The sequence below is a fragment of the Rhodanobacter spathiphylli B39 genome (assembly GCF_000264295.1).
Taxonomy (GTDB): Bacteria; Pseudomonadota; Gammaproteobacteria; order Xanthomonadales; family Rhodanobacteraceae; genus Rhodanobacter; species Rhodanobacter spathiphylli.
Map to the genome: position 1 here is coordinate 1 of NZ_AJXT01000005.1, position 15,181 is coordinate 15,181.

The window sequence follows — 15,181 nt, forward strand, 5'->3', positions numbered from 1 at the left end:
GGTCTGGGGTTTGCGTAAACACTTCGTGCGCAGCGGGCAGTCTTTGCAGGCTGCTTCCTGTGCGCGGAACTTGATCGCGGCATAGCCGCCGATGGTGCAGTCCTTGCCGTTGCGATGCAGCCGCTGCCCGGCTGCATTTCCGTAACCGGTCTTGTTGAGTCGGTTTCGCTGGCTCGGACCTCGGTATAGACCGCACCCAAAGACTTCATTCATTCATCGACGGTCCGGGAGCGGTACGAGTTTCGTCCGAAATGCCGGTCAGGTTCGCATCGGGTTTTTTCCCATGGGGCGGGCGCGCCCGATCGTGTAGTCTTTCGGCCGTTGCTTGTCCTGGCGAGCCTGCTACGACGCGGTTTGCCACTCCGGTTTCGGCATCCAGGGAAGGGGGTTTCATGAGCGATCCGTACAATACCTACGTTGACCACGTGCAGCCGGCGCGTCCGGTGGCGGCGGTGGCCGCTCCGGCGGCGAAGCCGGTGGACCTTGTCTCACGGCTGGACGTGTCCGATGCGTGGAAGCGCAAGTTCAGGCTGATCGAGAAGGCGGGTGGACCGGACTTGTCCGATGCGCGGAAATTGCAGTCCGGCGAACGGCGGGCCATCGGTTTCAATTTCCTCGCGTTCTTCTTCGGGCCGTTGTATTTCCTGGCCAAGGGGTTGTGGCGGCCGGCACTGATGTATTCCATTTTGGCCATTGCACTGGGCGTGCTGCTGCAGATGCTCAGCAAGGGCAGGCTCTCGCACGGAGTCGGTTACGGTTTTGCGGCCGTCTACGCCTTGCGCGCCGATCTTCTTTACTACCGCAAGGTGGTGTTGGGCGAGATGAGCTGGTTCTGAGCACTCAAGGGACAGGGCCGATCGCATGAGTCGCCGGGTCGGGACAGGTTCGGCGTTGCCGGGAGTTGGCCATGCATGAGCGACCCGCGGATTTCCAGCACCCGCTGCTGGCGCTGGCACTGCTGGTCGGCAATTTCCCCGCGTACATCTTCCTGGGCCGCCTCTTCTTCGGGAGCTGGCAGGACCTGGTCGACTGCGTGCGCGGTGTCGTCATCGTCAATCGCAGCCTCCGCCTGTGGTATCGGCCCGCGCAGCGGCCGCCGCCGGATCGGGAAGTGGATGGCTTGTACGCGGCGTTGAGGCTGCTGCTGTTCGTGCTGTTGTCGCTGGCCTGCGTCGGCGCGGAGTATCACGTTCTGGCATGGCTGCTGTACCGTTGACGACCGTCGTCCGAGACCCGGGGCGACGCCGTGCCTCCGCTCGAGCCGGCGACGATGCAGGGCGTTGGCAGGATGGACGGGCTGGCCTCGCCAGGTGACGATGATGGCCGCGCAGGCGATGTGCGGCAGGGGAGATTCCGATGCTGCAGATGCGACCGAACTGCGAGTGCTGCGACCGCGACCTGCCGGCCGAGGCCGAGGGCGCGATGATCTGTTCGTTCGAGTGCACGTTCTGCGCGCACTGCGTGGAGCAGGTGTTGCACGGCACCTGCCCGAACTGCGGCGGCGGCTTCAGCCCGCGGCCAACGCGGGCGGCGGCGCTGCTGGCGAAGTACCCGCCATCGACGGAGCGGGTGACCAGGCCGGATGGCTGCGCCAGCGCCGGCTGATCGGGACAGGCACCACTACAGCAGCCGCAGCAGCTCCTTCATCAACGGCAATCGCCGCACGCGTACCGCGCTGGCGCGGAACACCGCATTGGCGAGCGCGGGGGCGACCGTGGGCATGGCCAGGAAACTGGCGCCGGCGGGGTCACGCTCGTCGTCGACGGTGATCACCTCCACCTCGTTGGGCAGCTGCGCCATGCTGGCCAGCGGGTAATCCCTGAGGTCGTGCTGCTGCACCTGGCCACCCTTGATGGTGATGGCGGCATTCATGGCGATGGACAGCGCATCCAGCGTGGCTCCGGCGACCTGGCCCTGCAGGCCGGTGGGGTTGATCACGCGGCCCACGTCGACGGCGCAGACCACGCGCTGGATGGTGAGCTTGTCGCCCTGCATCGCCGCCTCGATCGCGTGCGCGACGTAGGCGCCGTCGACGTGCCAGCAGGCGATGCCCAGGCCGTTGACGGTGCGCAGCCAGTTCTTCCACTCGATGCGATCGGCGACCAGGCGCAGCACGTTGGCCAGGCGGCCGACGTCCAGCGTGCGACCGTTGTCCAGCGGCAGCTGGCGCGCTTCGCCGAGGATGCGCAGGCGCGTCTTCAGCGGGTCCTCGCGCATCTGGTGGGCGATTTCGTCGATGAAGCTTTCCACCGCGAACGCATTGCTCAGGTGCGGCATGCCGCGCATCGGGCCGCGGGGAGTGGCCGATTCCAGCGCGTACCAGTCGCTGCGATAGTTCGGCACCAGCGGGGCGGGGAACTGGTCGGCCTGCAGTTCGGACGTCCACAGGTGATCCTGCGGCACGCCGCGTCCGGTCAGTGCGGAGGCGCTGGCCATGCGCTGGTTCCACGCCAGCAGCTGGCGCTTGCGATCGATGATGGCGCCCAGCTGGTGCACGCTGCCGCTGCGGTAGTAGTCGTTGCGCAGGTCCTGTTCGCGCGACCACAGCAGGCGCACCGGCTTGTTGATCGCCTTGGCCAGCATCACCGCCTCGGCCACGTAGTCGTGATCGAGCCGGCGGCCATAGCCGCCGCCCACGCGCGGCACGCGGATGTCGATCTTGTCCGCGGCCAGGCCGGTCAGGCGCTGCACCACGGCCGAGGCTGCCTGCGGCGCCTGGGTGGGCACCACCAGGCTGGCGCGATCCTTGTCCAGCCGCACCAGGCAGTTCGTCGTCTCGGCGGTGGCGTGCGCCAGCCACGGCTGGAAGTAGGTCGCCTCCAGGCGGCGCGCGGCCTTCTTGCCGGCGGCGTCGACATCACCGATGTTGCGCACGCGGGTGGTGGGCGCGCTCTTGCCGCCGAGCAGGGCGAGCGCCTGCTGTTCCAGCGCACTGCTGCTGGCGTCGCCGCTGGCACCGGGCTTCCATTCGAGCTTGAGCCGGGCCTGGCCTTGCAGCGCGGCCCAGGTGTTTTCGGCGAGCACGGCCACGGCCGGGGCGATCACGGTGCTGCCCGCCGGTTGTCCGCGCTCGGGGCGCAGCTGCACCACTTTCAGCACGCCGTCGACGGCCAGCGCGTCGGTGGTGTCGATCCGTGCCAGCTTGCCGTCGGGCCAGGGGCAATGCGAGAGCACGGCGACCACGGCGTCGCCGTAGAAGTGGTCGATCGCGTAGCGGGTCTGCCCGGTGACGATGGCGCGCGCGTCGACGTCGCCGACGCCGTGGCCGATCAGCCGGTAATCGGCGGGGTTCTTCAGCGGCGGCAAGGTGGTGGGCAGGGCGATCTTGCTGGCGTCGGCAGCCAGGCTGCCGTAGCTGAAGCGGCGACCGTCCGGCGCGATGACCATGCCGTTCTCGCTGCGCAGGCGGCTGGCGGCCAGGCCCAGCCGGCGTGCGGCGGCCTGCAGCAGCAGCCAGCGCGCCACCGCACCGGCCTGGCGCAGGTCGCGCCAAGCGGCAGGGATCGAGGTGCCGGTGCCGCCGACCTGGTGGCCGTAGCTCCACACCGGCTTGCCGTTCCGGCTGTCGACGCCGAGGCCGAGCGCGACCACCCGCACGTTGTTCCAGTCGACGTCGAGTTCGTCGGCGATGATGCGCGGCAGCGAGGTGGCCACGCCGGTGCCGGTGTCCGGATCGCGCGCGCCGATCAGCACGCTGCCGTCCTCGTCGATGCGCACGTACGGTCCGAGCCCGTGGATGTTGTCGCCCAGCAGTGCCGGCGGCAGCGGTGCGTCGGCCGCTTCGGCGAAGCGGATGCCGACCAGCAGCGAGCCCGCGGTGCCGGCGAGCACCTGCAGGAAGCGGCGGCGCGAAAGTCGGATGCCCTGGCTCATCGCGGGCCCGCCTTGCCGGCGGCGGCTCGCTTGATCGCGCGGCGCACGCGGGTCTGGCAGCCGCAGCGGCACAGGTTGGGCAACTGGTCGATGTCGTCGTCGCCCGGATGCGGCTTGCGGCGCAGCAGATCGACGCCGGCGATCAGCCAGCCCGGCGTGCAGTAGCCGCAGCCGATCGCGTCCTCGTCGATGAAGGCCTGTTGCAGCGGATGCAGGCTGCCATCATTGGCGGCCAGCCCTTCCACGGTGACCACCGCCTTGCCGGCCAGCCTGGCCAGTGGCTGGGCGATCGCGGAGACGGCCTTGCCGTCCAGCAGCACCAGGTCGGCGCCGCTGCCGCCGTGCCCGCCGGCGTACTTGGTGCCGGTCAGCCGCAACACGTCGCGCAAGTACCACAGCAGCGGCATCTGCGGATCACCGGTGTGGCGGTAGTGCTCGCCATTGATCAGCAGGTCGATGCCGTCGCGAATCTTTTCCGGAACGATGCCGCTTTCCGGAGGGGGCGGCAGGACCTGGGCTTGCACGGGCGCCATCCATCATCTCCTTGAGGTCGATTCGCACATTGTGGCATTGCCGCCGCCCGCTTAGGGCAGTGGATGGCTGAACAGGCGCCGCCAGACGAAGTAGACCGGCACGCCCGCCAGCATGACCAGCAGCACGATGGCCGAGCTGCGCGGGTTGTCGAGCAGGGTGGCGACGACCACCGCCACCACTGCGGCGACGAACAGCAGCGGCAGCCACGGATAGCCCGGCACGCGGAAGCCGCCTGCCGCATCGTCATGGCGGCGATACCAGAACAGGGTGGCCACGCCCAGCGCGCAGGCCAGCCAGTCGCCGAAGGTGGCGTAGTCGAGCAGCTGGCCGTAGCTGAACGCCAGCGCCAGCAAGACCGCCCAGCCCGACAGCAGCAGCAGCGCGGTGTTCGGCGTGCGCCAGCGAGGATGCAGGCGGGCCACGGCGCGGAAGAACAGGCCGTCCTCGCCCATCACCTGCAGCACGCGCGCGCCGGCGACCAGGGTGATGTTGCAGAAGCCGAGGGTGGAGATCGCCACGCCCAGCGCGATCAGCCTGGCGCCGATCGGCCCGGCCACCTGCTGCATCACGTCGGCGGCGGGCGCGTTGCTGGCCGCCAGGCCGGCGTGGCCGAGCACAGCGAGATAGGCCACGTTGACCAGCACGTAGGCGACGATCACCAGGCCCATGCCCAGCGCCAGCGCACGCGGCAAGGTGCGCTGCGGCTCGCGCACTTCGCCCGCGAGGTTGTTGAGATAGGTGAAGCCCGAGTACGCGAACAGCACCGGCAGCGCCGCACCGATGAAGCCCACGCCGCGACGCGCAGGGTCCGCGGCCAGCACCTGCTGGTGGCCGGCGCCGGCGAAGAACAGCCCGCAAGCCACCAGCACCGCCACCGCCAGCAGCTTGAGCAGGGCGAACAGGTTCTGGATCTGCGCGCCAAGGCGGATACCGAACAGGTTGATGCCGGTGACGAAGACCAGCGCGCCGATCGTCAACGGCAGCGACCACGCCGCCGACAGGCCGAACAGCGGGGCGGCATAGCTGGCGAAGATCGTCGCCACCGCGGCGGAGGAGCCGGAGTAGATCACCAGCAGCATGGTCCAGCCGAACAGGAAACCGGCCAGCGGCCCGAACGCCTCGCGCAGGTAGACATAGGTGCCGCCGGCATGCGGCCGGCGGGCGCCCAGTTCGGCGTAGCACAGCGCACCCAGCAGGGTGAGCAAGCCCGCGGCCACCCACATCAGCAACAGCCACAAGCCGGACTCGGTGCGCTGCGCCACCACGCCGGGGGTAAGGAAGATGCCGCCGCCGATGACGCCGCCGACCACGATCAGGGCGGCGTCCCAGGGACGCAGGCTGCGCAGGTAGGAGCCCGTGGACGGCGGAGGAGATGACATTCGATGGACTCGGCAGGGCTGACGCGACAGCATGGCGTCGCGCCGGCGATCGGGCAAGCCGGGCCCGGTTTGCAGCTCGCCGTGCACACCGCAACGGTGGTGGTGCGTCGGAATCTCGTGGCGTGTGAGGGAGCCGCGCGTCGACGCAAAAACTGCGTTGTCTCGCAATTTCATGCGGCTCTTGGTTCCGTCTCCCGCTTCACGCAGAATGCCGCGCCCGCATGCATGTGGCAGCGGGCATGGCAGCAGTATCCAAACAGGGAATCGTATGAACAAAGTCATCAGGATGGCCGCCTTCGCGTTGGCGTTGGGCACCGTGTCGACCGGCGCGTTTGCCGCCGATACGGGCGCGTTCTTCATCAACGCCAATGTCGGCCAGTCGCACTTCCACGACAGCGGCTTCGACGACCGTACCGACACCACCACCGCGGCGCGCGTCGGATATGCGTGGCATATGGGCGACGCCAGCGATCTTGGCGTCGAAGCTGGCTACGTCAACCTGGGCCAGGCGAGCGGGTCGTTGATCGTCAACTTCAACACCGTCAACCTCAAGACCAAGCTGACCGGGCCGTTGCTTGGCGCCAACTTCAAGTACACCTTCAACAACAAGATCTACCTGTCCGCACGCGCGGGCTGGTTCCGTTCGAAGTTCGACGCGAACGTGACCACTCTCGGCTCGGACAGTTTCAGTGGCGATGGGGCCTACAGTGGCGTCGGCGTCGGTTACGACGTCACGCCGCACTTCAGTCTGGGCGTGAACTTCGACGAGTACCACAGCCGTGCCACGGTGTATGGCACCAAGGCCAAGGAAGCCGTCAGCTCGCTGTCGGGATTTGCCGAATATCGTTTCTGAGTCTCGCGCAACCGGTGCAGGAGAACGGCCGCCCCGGGCGGCCGTTTTCTTCATGCGTGACCGGTCGGCTCATCAAGCCTCAGTTCACCGCGTACGCCGATCACGCAGGCGCCACCGATGGTGACCGCGCCGCTGGCTGCGTCGCGGGCCACCTCGACGATGCCGTCGCGACCCACTTCGCGGCCCTGGCTGGCGCGATAGTCCAGGCCGTAGCCGTCGCGATCGCCGCGCGCGGCCAGCCAGGCCATGATCGCCGCGTTGGCGCTGCCGGTGACCGGGTCTTCCGGAATGCCGTCGGCCGGGCAGAACGCGCGCACGGCCATCGCCGCATCGCCGGAACGCTCGCGGCCGAACACACCGACGCCGACGGCGTGCTGCCGCGTGCAGATTTCCGCCAGGGCGCCCATGTCCGGCTTCAGTGCCCGGACGGTTGCCGCCTCGCCCAGCTGGCACAGCAGCCAGTGCGGACCGTTGTCGACGAGCACCACCTCATCCCCGGCAAGTTCCACCTGCAGCGCGGACGCCAGTTGCGCCCTCCGTGCATCGTCGAGCGCGTGCATCCGCGCCGGCGGCGCCTGCACGTGGATGATTCGCGTCGGCCCCTGGCCGATCACCTGCACCGGCAGCAGGCCGGCGGCGCACTCCTGGATCAGCGCCGTCTTGCCGGCGTCGACCAGGCCGGTCTCGATCGCCGCATACGCGCTGCCCACGCTGGGGTGGCCGGCAAACGGCAGCTCCTGCCGCGGGGTGAAGATGCGCACGCGGTAATCCGCCTGCGGCGTGCTCGGCGGCAGCAGGAAGGTGGTCTCCGAAAGATTGGTCCAGCGCGCGATGCGCTGCATGGCCTGGCCATCCAGCCCTTGTGCCCCGATCACCACGGCCAGCGGGTTGCCGTCGAACAGGCGGCTGGCGAAGACGTCCAGCTTCAGGAAGCGGAAGGTGTCGGGCATGGTCGGTGGCGACGGGTGACGGGGAGGGGTTCGATGATAGCGGCAAGCCGGGATGTCACCCTTCCGCTGCGGCGGACTGCGGGCGCCGCAGCGATTTGCGGCACAATAAGAGGGTTGTGCGCCCCGGACAGCAGTCTGCGGCGCCTCGCCCCCTCGACATCAAAGCTGCCGCCATGACCTCCATCAAGCAAGAAGACCTGATCCAGTCCGTCGCCGACGCGTTGCAGTACATCAGCTACTACCACCCGGTCGACTACATCAAGAGCCTCGCCGCCGCGTACGAGCGCGAGGAATCGCCCGCTGCGAAGGATGCGATGGCGCAGATCCTGATCAACTCGCGGATGGCCGCCGAAGGCCATCGCCCGCTGTGCCAGGACACCGGCATCGTCACCGTGTTCCTGAAAGTCGGCATGAACGTGCGCTGGGACGACGCCACCATGGCTCTGGAAGACATGGCCAACGAAGGCGTGCGCCGTGCGTACATGGACCCGGACAACAAGCTGCGCGCCAGCGTGCTGGCCGATCCGGCCGGCAAGCGCATCAACACCAAGGACAACACGCCGTCGGTGGTGAACATGTCGATCGTGCCGGGCGACACGGTCGAGGTGATCGTGGCGGCCAAGGGCGGCGGCTCGGAAGCGAAGTCGAAGTTCGCGATGCTCAACCCCTCCGACTCGATCGTCGACTGGGTGCTGAATACCGTGCCCACGATGGGCGCCGGCTGGTGCCCGCCGGGCATGCTCGGCATCGGCATCGGCGGCACCGCCGAGAAGGCGATGCTGATGGCGAAGGAATCGCTGATGGAGTCGATCGACATCCAGGAACTGATCGCCCGCGGCCCGGCCAACCGTTGCGAGGAATTGCGCATCGAGCTGTACGAGAAGGTCAATGCGCTGGGCATCGGCGCCCAGGGCCTGGGCGGCCTGACCACCGTGCTCGACGTCAAGGTGAAGGATTTCCCCACCCACGCGGCAAACCTGCCGGTGGCCATGATCCCGAACTGCGCCGCGACCCGCCACGCGCACTTCGTGCTGGACGGCAGCGGTCCGGTGATGCTCGATCCGCCGTCGCTGGAAGACTGGCCCAAGCTCACCTACGACACCTCGAAGGGCCGCCGGGTGAACCTCGACACCGTCACCCGCGAGGAAGTGGCCAGCTGGAAACCGGGCGAAACCCTGCTGCTCAACGGCAAGCTGCTCACCGGCCGCGATGCCGCGCACAAGCGCATGGTCGAGATGTTGAACAAGGGCGAGCCGCTGCCGGTCGATTTCAAGGGCCGCTTCATCTACTACGTGGGCCCGGTCGATCCCGTGCGCGAAGAAGTGGTCGGCCCCGCCGGCCCCACCACCGCCACGCGGATGGACAAGTTCACCGAACAGGTGCTGGCGCAGACGGGTTTGCTCGGCATGGTCGGCAAGGCCGAGCGCGGCCCGGCCGCGATCGAGGCGATCAAGAAGCACCAGTCGGTGTATCTGATGGCCGTCGGCGGCGCCGCGTACCTGGTGTCCAAGGCGATCAAGGCTTCGCGCGTGGTCGGCTTCGCCGATCTGGGCATGGAGGCGATCTATGAATTCACCGTCGAGGACATGCCGGTGACCGTGGCCGTCGATTCCGGCGGCACCTCGGTGCACCAGACCGGCCCGCGCGAGTGGCAGGCCAGGATCGGAAAAATCCCCGTCTTCGTTCAATAAACAAGTGCGCGAAGCGCACACCATCGCCTCCTCCCCTCCCAGGGGAGGATTGAGGTGGGGTAGCTCAGGGTCATCGAAAAGCTCAAAAGCACCCACCCCAGCCCTCCCCTGCAAAGCAGGGGAGGGAGCAAGAGCACCCCACCCCAGCCCTCCCCTGCGAGCAGGGGAGGGAGCAAGTGCGCCACGTTTCCGGCAACAGCCCCCAAAAAGCCCCGACCTCGCCCCATAAAAGCTTTCCGGACCATCCAGTCTTCATCCGGCCACCCCCTCCGGGCCGCCTGCCTCGCACACGCCAACCCCGACAAGTCATCATCATTCAGACGTCCAAACGTCCAAATGACCGCATCGAAAAACCATTTGCAATTCCGATGCGGCAGCGCAACACTGGCCGGATGTCCCACCGCCCATAGCGAACACCCGTGACCTCGCCAACTTCCGCGCCCCTGCCTGCCCACGCCCCCTGGATCGTGATGAAGTTCGGCGGCACCAGCGTGGCGAGCTTGCCGCGCTGGCAGAACATCCGCGAGCTGGTGGCCAGTCGGCGCACCGAGGGCGCTCGGGTACTGGTGGTGGTTTCCGCGCTGTCCGGCATCACCGATGCGCTGAAACAGTTGTGCCGGCACGCCGATCGCGCCGAGCGCAACGAGGCGGCGAAGGCCATCGTGCAGCGTCATTACGAACTGCTCGAACACATGCAGCTGGCCCTGCCGGGCACGCTCAACGAGCGCCTGGGCGACCTGGTCCGGCTGGCCGACGACAGCGGCAGCTTGGGCGAACTGGCCTGGCAGGCCCAGGTGCAGGCACACGGCGAGCTGATGTCCAGTGCATTGGGTGCCGCCTTCCTCAGTCATAGCGGCGTGACCACGCAATGGCTGGATGCGCGCGAATGCCTGTCGGCCGTGGCGCTGCCGAACCAGAACGAGCGCACCCGGCTGCTGTCGGCCATGGTCGAGGCGAAACCCGATCCCGCGCTGAACGCGCGGCTGGCCGCGCTGGGCGAGGTGTTCATCACCCAGGGCTTCATCGCCCGTGAAAGCCAGGGGCGCACGGTGCTGCTCGGTCGCGGCGGCTCGGATACTTCGGCCGCCTATTTCGGCGCGTTGCTGAAGGCGCAGCGGGTGGAGATCTGGACTGACGTGGCCGGCATGTTCACCGCCAACCCGCGCCAGGTGCCCGGGGCCCGCCTGCTGCAGCGGCTGGATTACGAGGAGGCCCAGGAAATCGCCTCGACCGGAGCCAAGGTGCTGCATCCGCGCTGCCTGTCGCCACTGCGCGAGCCGCGCGTGCCGCTGCTGATCAAGGACACCAACCGGCCCGAGCTCGAGGGCACCGTGATCGGTCCCGAGGTGCGCGCGCACGCGCCCAGCGTCAAGGCGATCAGCGCACGCAAGGGCATCACCCTGGTGTCGATGGAATCGGTCGGGATGTGGCAACAGGTCGGTTTCCTTGCCGACGTGTTCGCCCACTTCAAGCAGCACGGTCTGTCGGTGGACCTGATCGGTTCGGCCGAAACCAATGTCACCGTGTCGCTGGACCCCACCGAGAACCTGCTCGATTCCGACGCGATCGCGGCGCTGGCCTCGGACCTGGCCAAGGTGTGCCGGGTCAAGGTGATTGCGCCGTGCGCCGCGATCACCCTGGTCGGCCGCGGCATGCGCTCGCTGCTGCATACCTTGTCCGGCGTGCTGGCGGAGTTCGGCCAGCTGCGCGTGCACATGATTTCGCAGTCGTCGAACAACCTGAATCTCACCTTCGTGGTGGACGAGGAGGTGGTGGATCTGTTGCTGCCGCACCTGCACGACCTGTTGATCGGCGCCGGGGCCTTGCGCACCGACGACAGCGCGTTGTTCGGTCCCAGCTGGCAGGCGCTGTACGGCAGCGGCGAAGTGCCGGACGTGGCCGCCGCGTGGTGGCACGAGGCCGAGCGCGATCGCCTGCTGCAGATCGCCGCCGAAGCCACGCCCCGTTACGTCTACCACCTGCCCACCGTGCGCCATCAGGCGCGCGAGCTGAAGTCGCTGGCTGCGGTCGATCGCCTGCATTACGCGGTGAAGGCGAATACCCATCCTGCCATCCTCGCTGCGCTGGCCGAGGAAGGTTTCGGTTTCGAATGCGTGTCGCCGGGCGAGCTGAAGTTCGTGCTGGCCCATGTGCCCGAATCCGCGCCGCTGCTGTTCACGCCGAACTTCGCGCCGCGCGAAGACTACGCCTGGGCGCTGACCACGCGCGCCACGGTGTCGCTCGACGCGCTGTATCCGCTGGAGCACTGGGGCGAACTGTTCCGTGGCCGCGAGATCGTGCTGCGGGTGGATCTGGGTCGCGGCCTGGGCCACCACGAAAAAGTGCGCACCGGTGGCAGCGGCAGCAAGTTCGGCCTGCCGGTCGATCAGCTGGACGACTTCCTGCATCTGGCCGACGCGCACGGCGTCACGGTGCGCGGCCTGCATGCGCACCTGGGCTCGGGCATCCTCGACGACACGCACTGGGGCGAGGTCTATGCCCAGCTGGCCAGCCTGGCCGAACGCATCGGCAGCGTCAGCTTCATCGACATCGGCGGCGGACTTGGCGTGCCGTCGCATCCGGGCGAGGCGCGGCTGGACATCGCCGCGCTCGATCGCGTGCTGCGCGAGGTCAAGGCCGCGTATCCGCATTACCAGCTGTGGATGGAGCCGGGCCGTTATCTGGTGGCCGACGCCGGCGTGCTGCTGGCGAAGGTCACCCAGCAGAAGGGCAAGGGCGCGTTGCGTTACCTGGGCCTGGACACCGGCATGAATAGCCTGATACGCCCTGCGCTGTACGACGCCTGGCACGAGATCGTCAACCTGACCCGCCTGCACGAACCGGCCACCGCGCTGTACCAAATCGTCGGCCCGATCTGCGAAAGCGGCGACGTGCTGGGCAGCGACCGTCGCCTGCCCGAAGCAGCCGAGGGCGACGTGATGCTGATCGCCCAGGCCGGCGCCTACGGCAAGGTGATGTCCAGCCCGTACAACATGCGCGACGAGGCCGAGGAAATCATCCTCGAATGATGCTTCTGCCTGCGCGGATGAAACTGCGGCGATAATGGGCGACCGCTTGGAGAACGATGTGCAACCAACCATGCAGCCCCGCCTGACCCAGGTGTTCCGGTTCACCCGTGCCAGCTACGCCGATGGCGTGGCCGAGCTGGGCTATGCGTTCGATGATGGTCAGGAACTGGTCGAGACGATCCGCTTTCCGCAGGCGCCGGCGCTGCCGGCGGAGCGGCGCGCGGCATTCGCTGCGGCGCTGAAACTGCTGCACCTGATCGCCGGGGTCAGCTATTACAAGGCCGGCGTGCCGCCGAAGATCGAGCTGGCCGATGGTCCGCTGGATGACGCCACCGCCGACCTGCTCGACGCGCTGTACCTGCACGGCCTGGCCGAGTTCGCCTATCGCAACGGGCTGGACCTGCGCGGGCGCATAAGTTTTCCGCGAAGCGCAACATCTCCCTCTCCCCCGGGGGGAGAGGGGCGGAGTGAGGGGGCGGGTCTACCCAAGGCTCCATCACTCAACCTGCCCCGGCGCACCCTGGTGCCGATCGGCGGCGGCAAGGATTCGCTGGTCGCGGTGGAGGCGATCAAGTCCATCGGCGGCGAGGCGACCGCCGTGTGGGTCGGCAATTCGGCATTGATCGCGGCCTGCGCCGAGCGCACCGGCCTGCCCACGCTGAACATCCAGCGCGAACTGGCGCCGGGGCTGTTCGAGATGAACCGGCTGGGCGCGTGGAACGGACATATCCCGGTGACCGCGGTGAACTCGGCGATCCTCGCCGTCGCCGCGATCCTGTATGGCTACGACTCCATCGCCTTCGCCAACGAACGTTCCGCCTCGGCCGCCACGCTGGAATATGACGGCCAGCAGGTGAACCACCAGTGGAGCAAGGGCTACGCCTTCGAGCAGCTGCTGGGCAGCTGGCTGCACACGCACGTGGCCAGCGATCTCGATTACTGCTCGCTGCTGCGGCCGTATTCGGAGTTGGCGATCACCCGCGCGTTCGCGAAACTGACGCCGTACTTCGACGCGTTCTCCAGCTGCAATCGCAACTTCAGGTTGCTCGGGCCCAAGCCCGTCGACCGCTGGTGCGGGCAGTGCCCGAAGTGTCACTTCGTGTTCCTGGCGCTGGCGCCGTTCCTGCCCAAGCCGCGGCTGCTTTCCATCTTCGGCCGCAACCTGCTGGACGATGAAAACCAGGCCGCCGGGTTCGACGCGCTGCTGGAATACCAGGACCACAAGCCGTTCGAATGCGTGGGCGAGGGCGCCGAGGCGCGCGCCGCGATGTTCGCGCTGAGCCAGCGGCCGGAGTGGCAGGAAGATGCGCTGGTGACGCGCTTCCGCAGCGAGATCCTGCCGCAGCTGGATGGCTCGCAGCTGGCGCTGGAGCCGTGGCTGGAACCGTCGCCGGAGCACCGCGTGCCGGCACGCCTGCGGCCGGCACTGAAGACGATCGGCTGATGCGTTTCGCCGATCTGGAAGGCCGCCGCGTGGCGGTATGGGGTTTCGGCCGCGAAGGCCGTGCCGCGATCCACGCCCTGCGCCAGCGTTGTCCGCAGCTGTCGCTGGTGCTGTTTTGCAGTGCCGGCGAGGTCGACGCGGCGCGCGCTTTCGATGGCGCGCTCGAGGTGGTTGCCGGCGAACCGGATGCCGCGACACTGGCGCAGTTCGACGTGGTGGTGAAGTCGCCCGGCGTGTCGGCGTACAAGCCCGCGTTGCTCGCGGCGCAGGCGCGGGGCACGGCGGTCGCTTCGGGCACCGCGCTGTGGTTCGGCGAGAACCCCGACGCCCGCGTGATCGCCGTCACCGGCACCAAGGGCAAGAGCACCACCAGCGCGATGATCGCGCACCTGGCGCGGAGCTTGAGCGTGCGCACCGCGCTGGCCGGCAATATCGGCCTGCCGCTGCTGGAACTGCTCGACCAGCGCGCGGAGTTGTGGGTGATCGAGTTGTCCAGCTTCCAGACCGGCGAAGCCGGGCCCGTGGAGCTGGGCGTGGTCACCAGCCTGTACGAAGAACACCTGGACTGGCACGGCTCGCGCGAGCGCTACGTGGCGGACAAGCTGAAGCTGGGGGACGTGTCCGGCCAGCTGCTGGTGAATGCCTTGCAGCCGAACCTGCTGGCGCTCACCGGCACGCATCCGCAGCGCCTGCAGTTCGGCCAGGCCGACGGCTGGCACGTTGCAGGCGAGGTCATCTGCCGCGGTACGCAGCAGGTTTTCCCGGTGGCGCAGCTGGCCGCGCCCGGCCTGCACAACGCCTTGAATGCCTGCGCCGCGCTGGCCGCGCTGGAGGCGATCGGCTTGGACGCGCTGGCTGCCGCGCCGTCACTGGCACGCTTCCGACCGCTGCCGCATCGCCTGCAGCCGCTGGGCGAACACGATGGCTGGCACTGGGTCAACGACTCGATCAGCACCACGCCGCTGGCCACGCTGGCCGCGTTGGAAAGCCTGCACGGCCGCACGGTGACCGTGCTGGTCGGCGGTCACGACCGCGGGCTGGACTGGACGCCGTTCGTCGAGGCGATGCGCAACGCACCGGCGCACGCGATCGTCTGCATGGGCAGCAACGGCGCGCGCATCGCCGAAGCCTTGCGCGCGGCAGGCGTCGCCTGCCCGCTGGCCCTGGTCGACAACCTGGCCGCGGCGGTCGCCGAGGCCCGGGCCTGCACTCCCGCCGCGGGCGTGATCCTGCTTTCACCGGGTGCGCCCAGCTTCGATCAGTTCAAGGATTATGCGGAGCGCGGGCGGCGGTTCAGCGCGTTGGCCGGTTTCGATTCGGCCGGGATCGCCAGCATCGACGGGCTGGGTATCGAGGGAATGCAGCGCGGCTGAATCCCTGCACGGGTTGTGTCGCGACGCGTCCCGGGAAAGTCATGAAACCTGCCGC

The 15,181-nt window shown here is 68.2% G+C and carries 13 protein-coding genes; 8 read left to right on the forward strand and 5 right to left on the reverse strand.

The window, feature by feature from the left end; genetic code table 11:
- The coding region (locus tag UU7_RS18905; RefSeq protein WP_238530881.1) for a hypothetical protein at positions 1-213 on the reverse strand (213 nt) is incomplete at its 3' end.
- Between the two features lie 179 nt (positions 214-392).
- Here UU7_RS18905 and UU7_RS03980 point away from each other — a divergent pair.
- The 3 genes from UU7_RS03980 to UU7_RS03990 all read left to right on the forward strand — a co-directional run bounded on the left by UU7_RS03980 (position 393) and on the right by UU7_RS03990 (position 1,605).
- Complete coding sequence (locus UU7_RS03980) at positions 393-836, forward strand: DUF2628 domain-containing protein (protein WP_007805585.1); 444 nt, start codon at positions 393-395, stop codon at positions 834-836.
- A gap of 71 nt (positions 837-907) precedes the next feature.
- Positions 908-1,216 (forward strand): hypothetical protein, encoded by a 309-nt coding sequence (locus UU7_RS03985; RefSeq protein ID WP_007805588.1) that lies wholly within the window; start codon positions 908-910, stop codon positions 1,214-1,216.
- A 140-nt stretch (positions 1,217-1,356) separates the two neighbouring features.
- A complete protein-coding gene (locus UU7_RS03990) occupies positions 1,357-1,605 on the forward strand; it encodes a DUF1272 domain-containing protein (protein ID WP_007805590.1) in 249 nt (82 codons plus the stop codon).
- 15 nt (positions 1,606-1,620) lie between these two features.
- On the opposite strand, the gene UU7_RS03995 is transcribed toward UU7_RS03990, so the two are convergent.
- Genes UU7_RS03995 through UU7_RS04005 form a run of 3 tightly spaced genes read right to left on the reverse strand, consistent with a single transcriptional unit; the run spans position 1,621 to position 5,786 of the window.
- Positions 1,621-3,873, reverse strand: coding sequence for a xanthine dehydrogenase family protein molybdopterin-binding subunit (locus tag UU7_RS03995; protein WP_007805592.1), 2,253 nt, complete (start codon positions 3,871-3,873; stop codon positions 1,621-1,623).
- A complete protein-coding gene (locus tag UU7_RS04000) occupies positions 3,870-4,406 on the reverse strand; it encodes a (2Fe-2S)-binding protein (RefSeq protein WP_007805594.1) in 537 nt (178 codons plus the stop codon). Before UU7_RS04000 ends, UU7_RS03995 begins: the two co-directional genes overlap by 4 nt.
- 51 nt (positions 4,407-4,457) lie before the next feature.
- Positions 4,458-5,786, reverse strand: coding sequence for an APC family permease (locus UU7_RS04005; RefSeq protein WP_007805596.1), 1,329 nt, complete (start codon positions 5,784-5,786; stop codon positions 4,458-4,460).
- 268 nt (positions 5,787-6,054) lie between these two features.
- On the opposite strand from UU7_RS04005, the gene UU7_RS04010 reads away from it, so the two are divergent.
- A complete protein-coding gene (locus UU7_RS04010) occupies positions 6,055-6,639 on the forward strand; it encodes an outer membrane beta-barrel protein (protein ID WP_007805598.1) in 585 nt (194 codons plus the stop codon).
- A gap of 50 nt (positions 6,640-6,689) precedes the next feature.
- On the opposite strand, the gene UU7_RS04015 is transcribed toward UU7_RS04010, so the two are convergent.
- Positions 6,690-7,589 (reverse strand): PhzF family phenazine biosynthesis protein, encoded by a 900-nt coding sequence (locus UU7_RS04015; protein WP_007805600.1) that lies wholly within the window; start codon positions 7,587-7,589, stop codon positions 6,690-6,692.
- A 173-nt stretch (positions 7,590-7,762) separates the two neighbouring features.
- Here UU7_RS04015 and UU7_RS04020 point away from each other — a divergent pair, with 173 nt between their 5' ends.
- The 4 genes from UU7_RS04020 to murD all read left to right on the forward strand — a co-directional run bounded on the left by UU7_RS04020 (position 7,763) and on the right by murD (position 15,126).
- Positions 7,763-9,280, forward strand: coding sequence for a fumarate hydratase (locus UU7_RS04020; protein WP_007805602.1), 1,518 nt, complete (start codon positions 7,763-7,765; stop codon positions 9,278-9,280).
- 419 nt (positions 9,281-9,699) lie between these two features.
- Positions 9,700-12,309, forward strand: coding sequence for a bifunctional aspartate kinase/diaminopimelate decarboxylase (locus tag UU7_RS04025; RefSeq protein ID WP_274378291.1), 2,610 nt, complete (start codon positions 9,700-9,702; stop codon positions 12,307-12,309).
- Positions 12,310-12,379: 70 nt separating this feature from the next.
- Positions 12,380-13,753, forward strand: a complete 1,374-nt coding sequence (murL, locus tag UU7_RS04030) for a UDP-N-acetyl-alpha-D-muramoyl-L-alanyl-L-glutamate epimerase (RefSeq protein ID WP_040672834.1) — start codon at positions 12,380-12,382, stop codon at positions 13,751-13,753.
- Positions 13,753-15,126, forward strand: a complete 1,374-nt coding sequence (gene murD / locus UU7_RS04035) for a UDP-N-acetylmuramoyl-L-alanine--D-glutamate ligase (RefSeq protein ID WP_007805608.1) — start codon at positions 13,753-13,755, stop codon at positions 15,124-15,126. The genes murL and murD overlap by 1 nt, the downstream gene beginning before the upstream one ends.
- Positions 15,127-15,181: the final 55 nt, after the last annotated feature.

What these genes read in the sequence shown, in the direction of transcription:
- UU7_RS03980 (WP_007805585.1), top strand. Translation starts at nt 393, where the DNA reads ATGAGCGATCCGTACAATACCTACGTTGACCACGTGCAGCCGGCGCGT.
- UU7_RS03985 (WP_007805588.1), top strand. Translation starts at nt 908, where the DNA reads ATGCATGAGCGACCCGCGGATTTCCAGCACCCGCTGCTGGCGCTGGCA.
- UU7_RS03990 (WP_007805590.1), top strand. Translation starts at nt 1,357, where the DNA reads ATGCTGCAGATGCGACCGAACTGCGAGTGCTGCGACCGCGACCTGCCG.
- UU7_RS03995 (WP_007805592.1), bottom strand. Translation starts at nt 3,873, where the DNA reads ATGAGCCAGGGCATCCGACTTTCGCGCCGCCGCTTCCTGCAGGTGCTC.
- UU7_RS04000 (WP_007805594.1), bottom strand. Translation starts at nt 4,406, where the DNA reads ATGGCGCCCGTGCAAGCCCAGGTCCTGCCGCCCCCTCCGGAAAGCGGC.
- UU7_RS04005 (WP_007805596.1), bottom strand. Translation starts at nt 5,786, where the DNA reads ATGTCATCTCCTCCGCCGTCCACGGGCTCCTACCTGCGCAGCCTGCGT.
- UU7_RS04010 (WP_007805598.1), top strand. Translation starts at nt 6,055, where the DNA reads ATGAACAAAGTCATCAGGATGGCCGCCTTCGCGTTGGCGTTGGGCACC.
- UU7_RS04015 (WP_007805600.1), bottom strand. Translation starts at nt 7,589, where the DNA reads ATGCCCGACACCTTCCGCTTCCTGAAGCTGGACGTCTTCGCCAGCCGC.
- UU7_RS04020 (WP_007805602.1), top strand. Translation starts at nt 7,763, where the DNA reads ATGACCTCCATCAAGCAAGAAGACCTGATCCAGTCCGTCGCCGACGCG.
- murL (WP_040672834.1), top strand. Translation starts at nt 12,380, where the DNA reads ATGCAGCCCCGCCTGACCCAGGTGTTCCGGTTCACCCGTGCCAGCTAC.
- murD (WP_007805608.1), top strand. Translation starts at nt 13,753, where the DNA reads ATGCGTTTCGCCGATCTGGAAGGCCGCCGCGTGGCGGTATGGGGTTTC.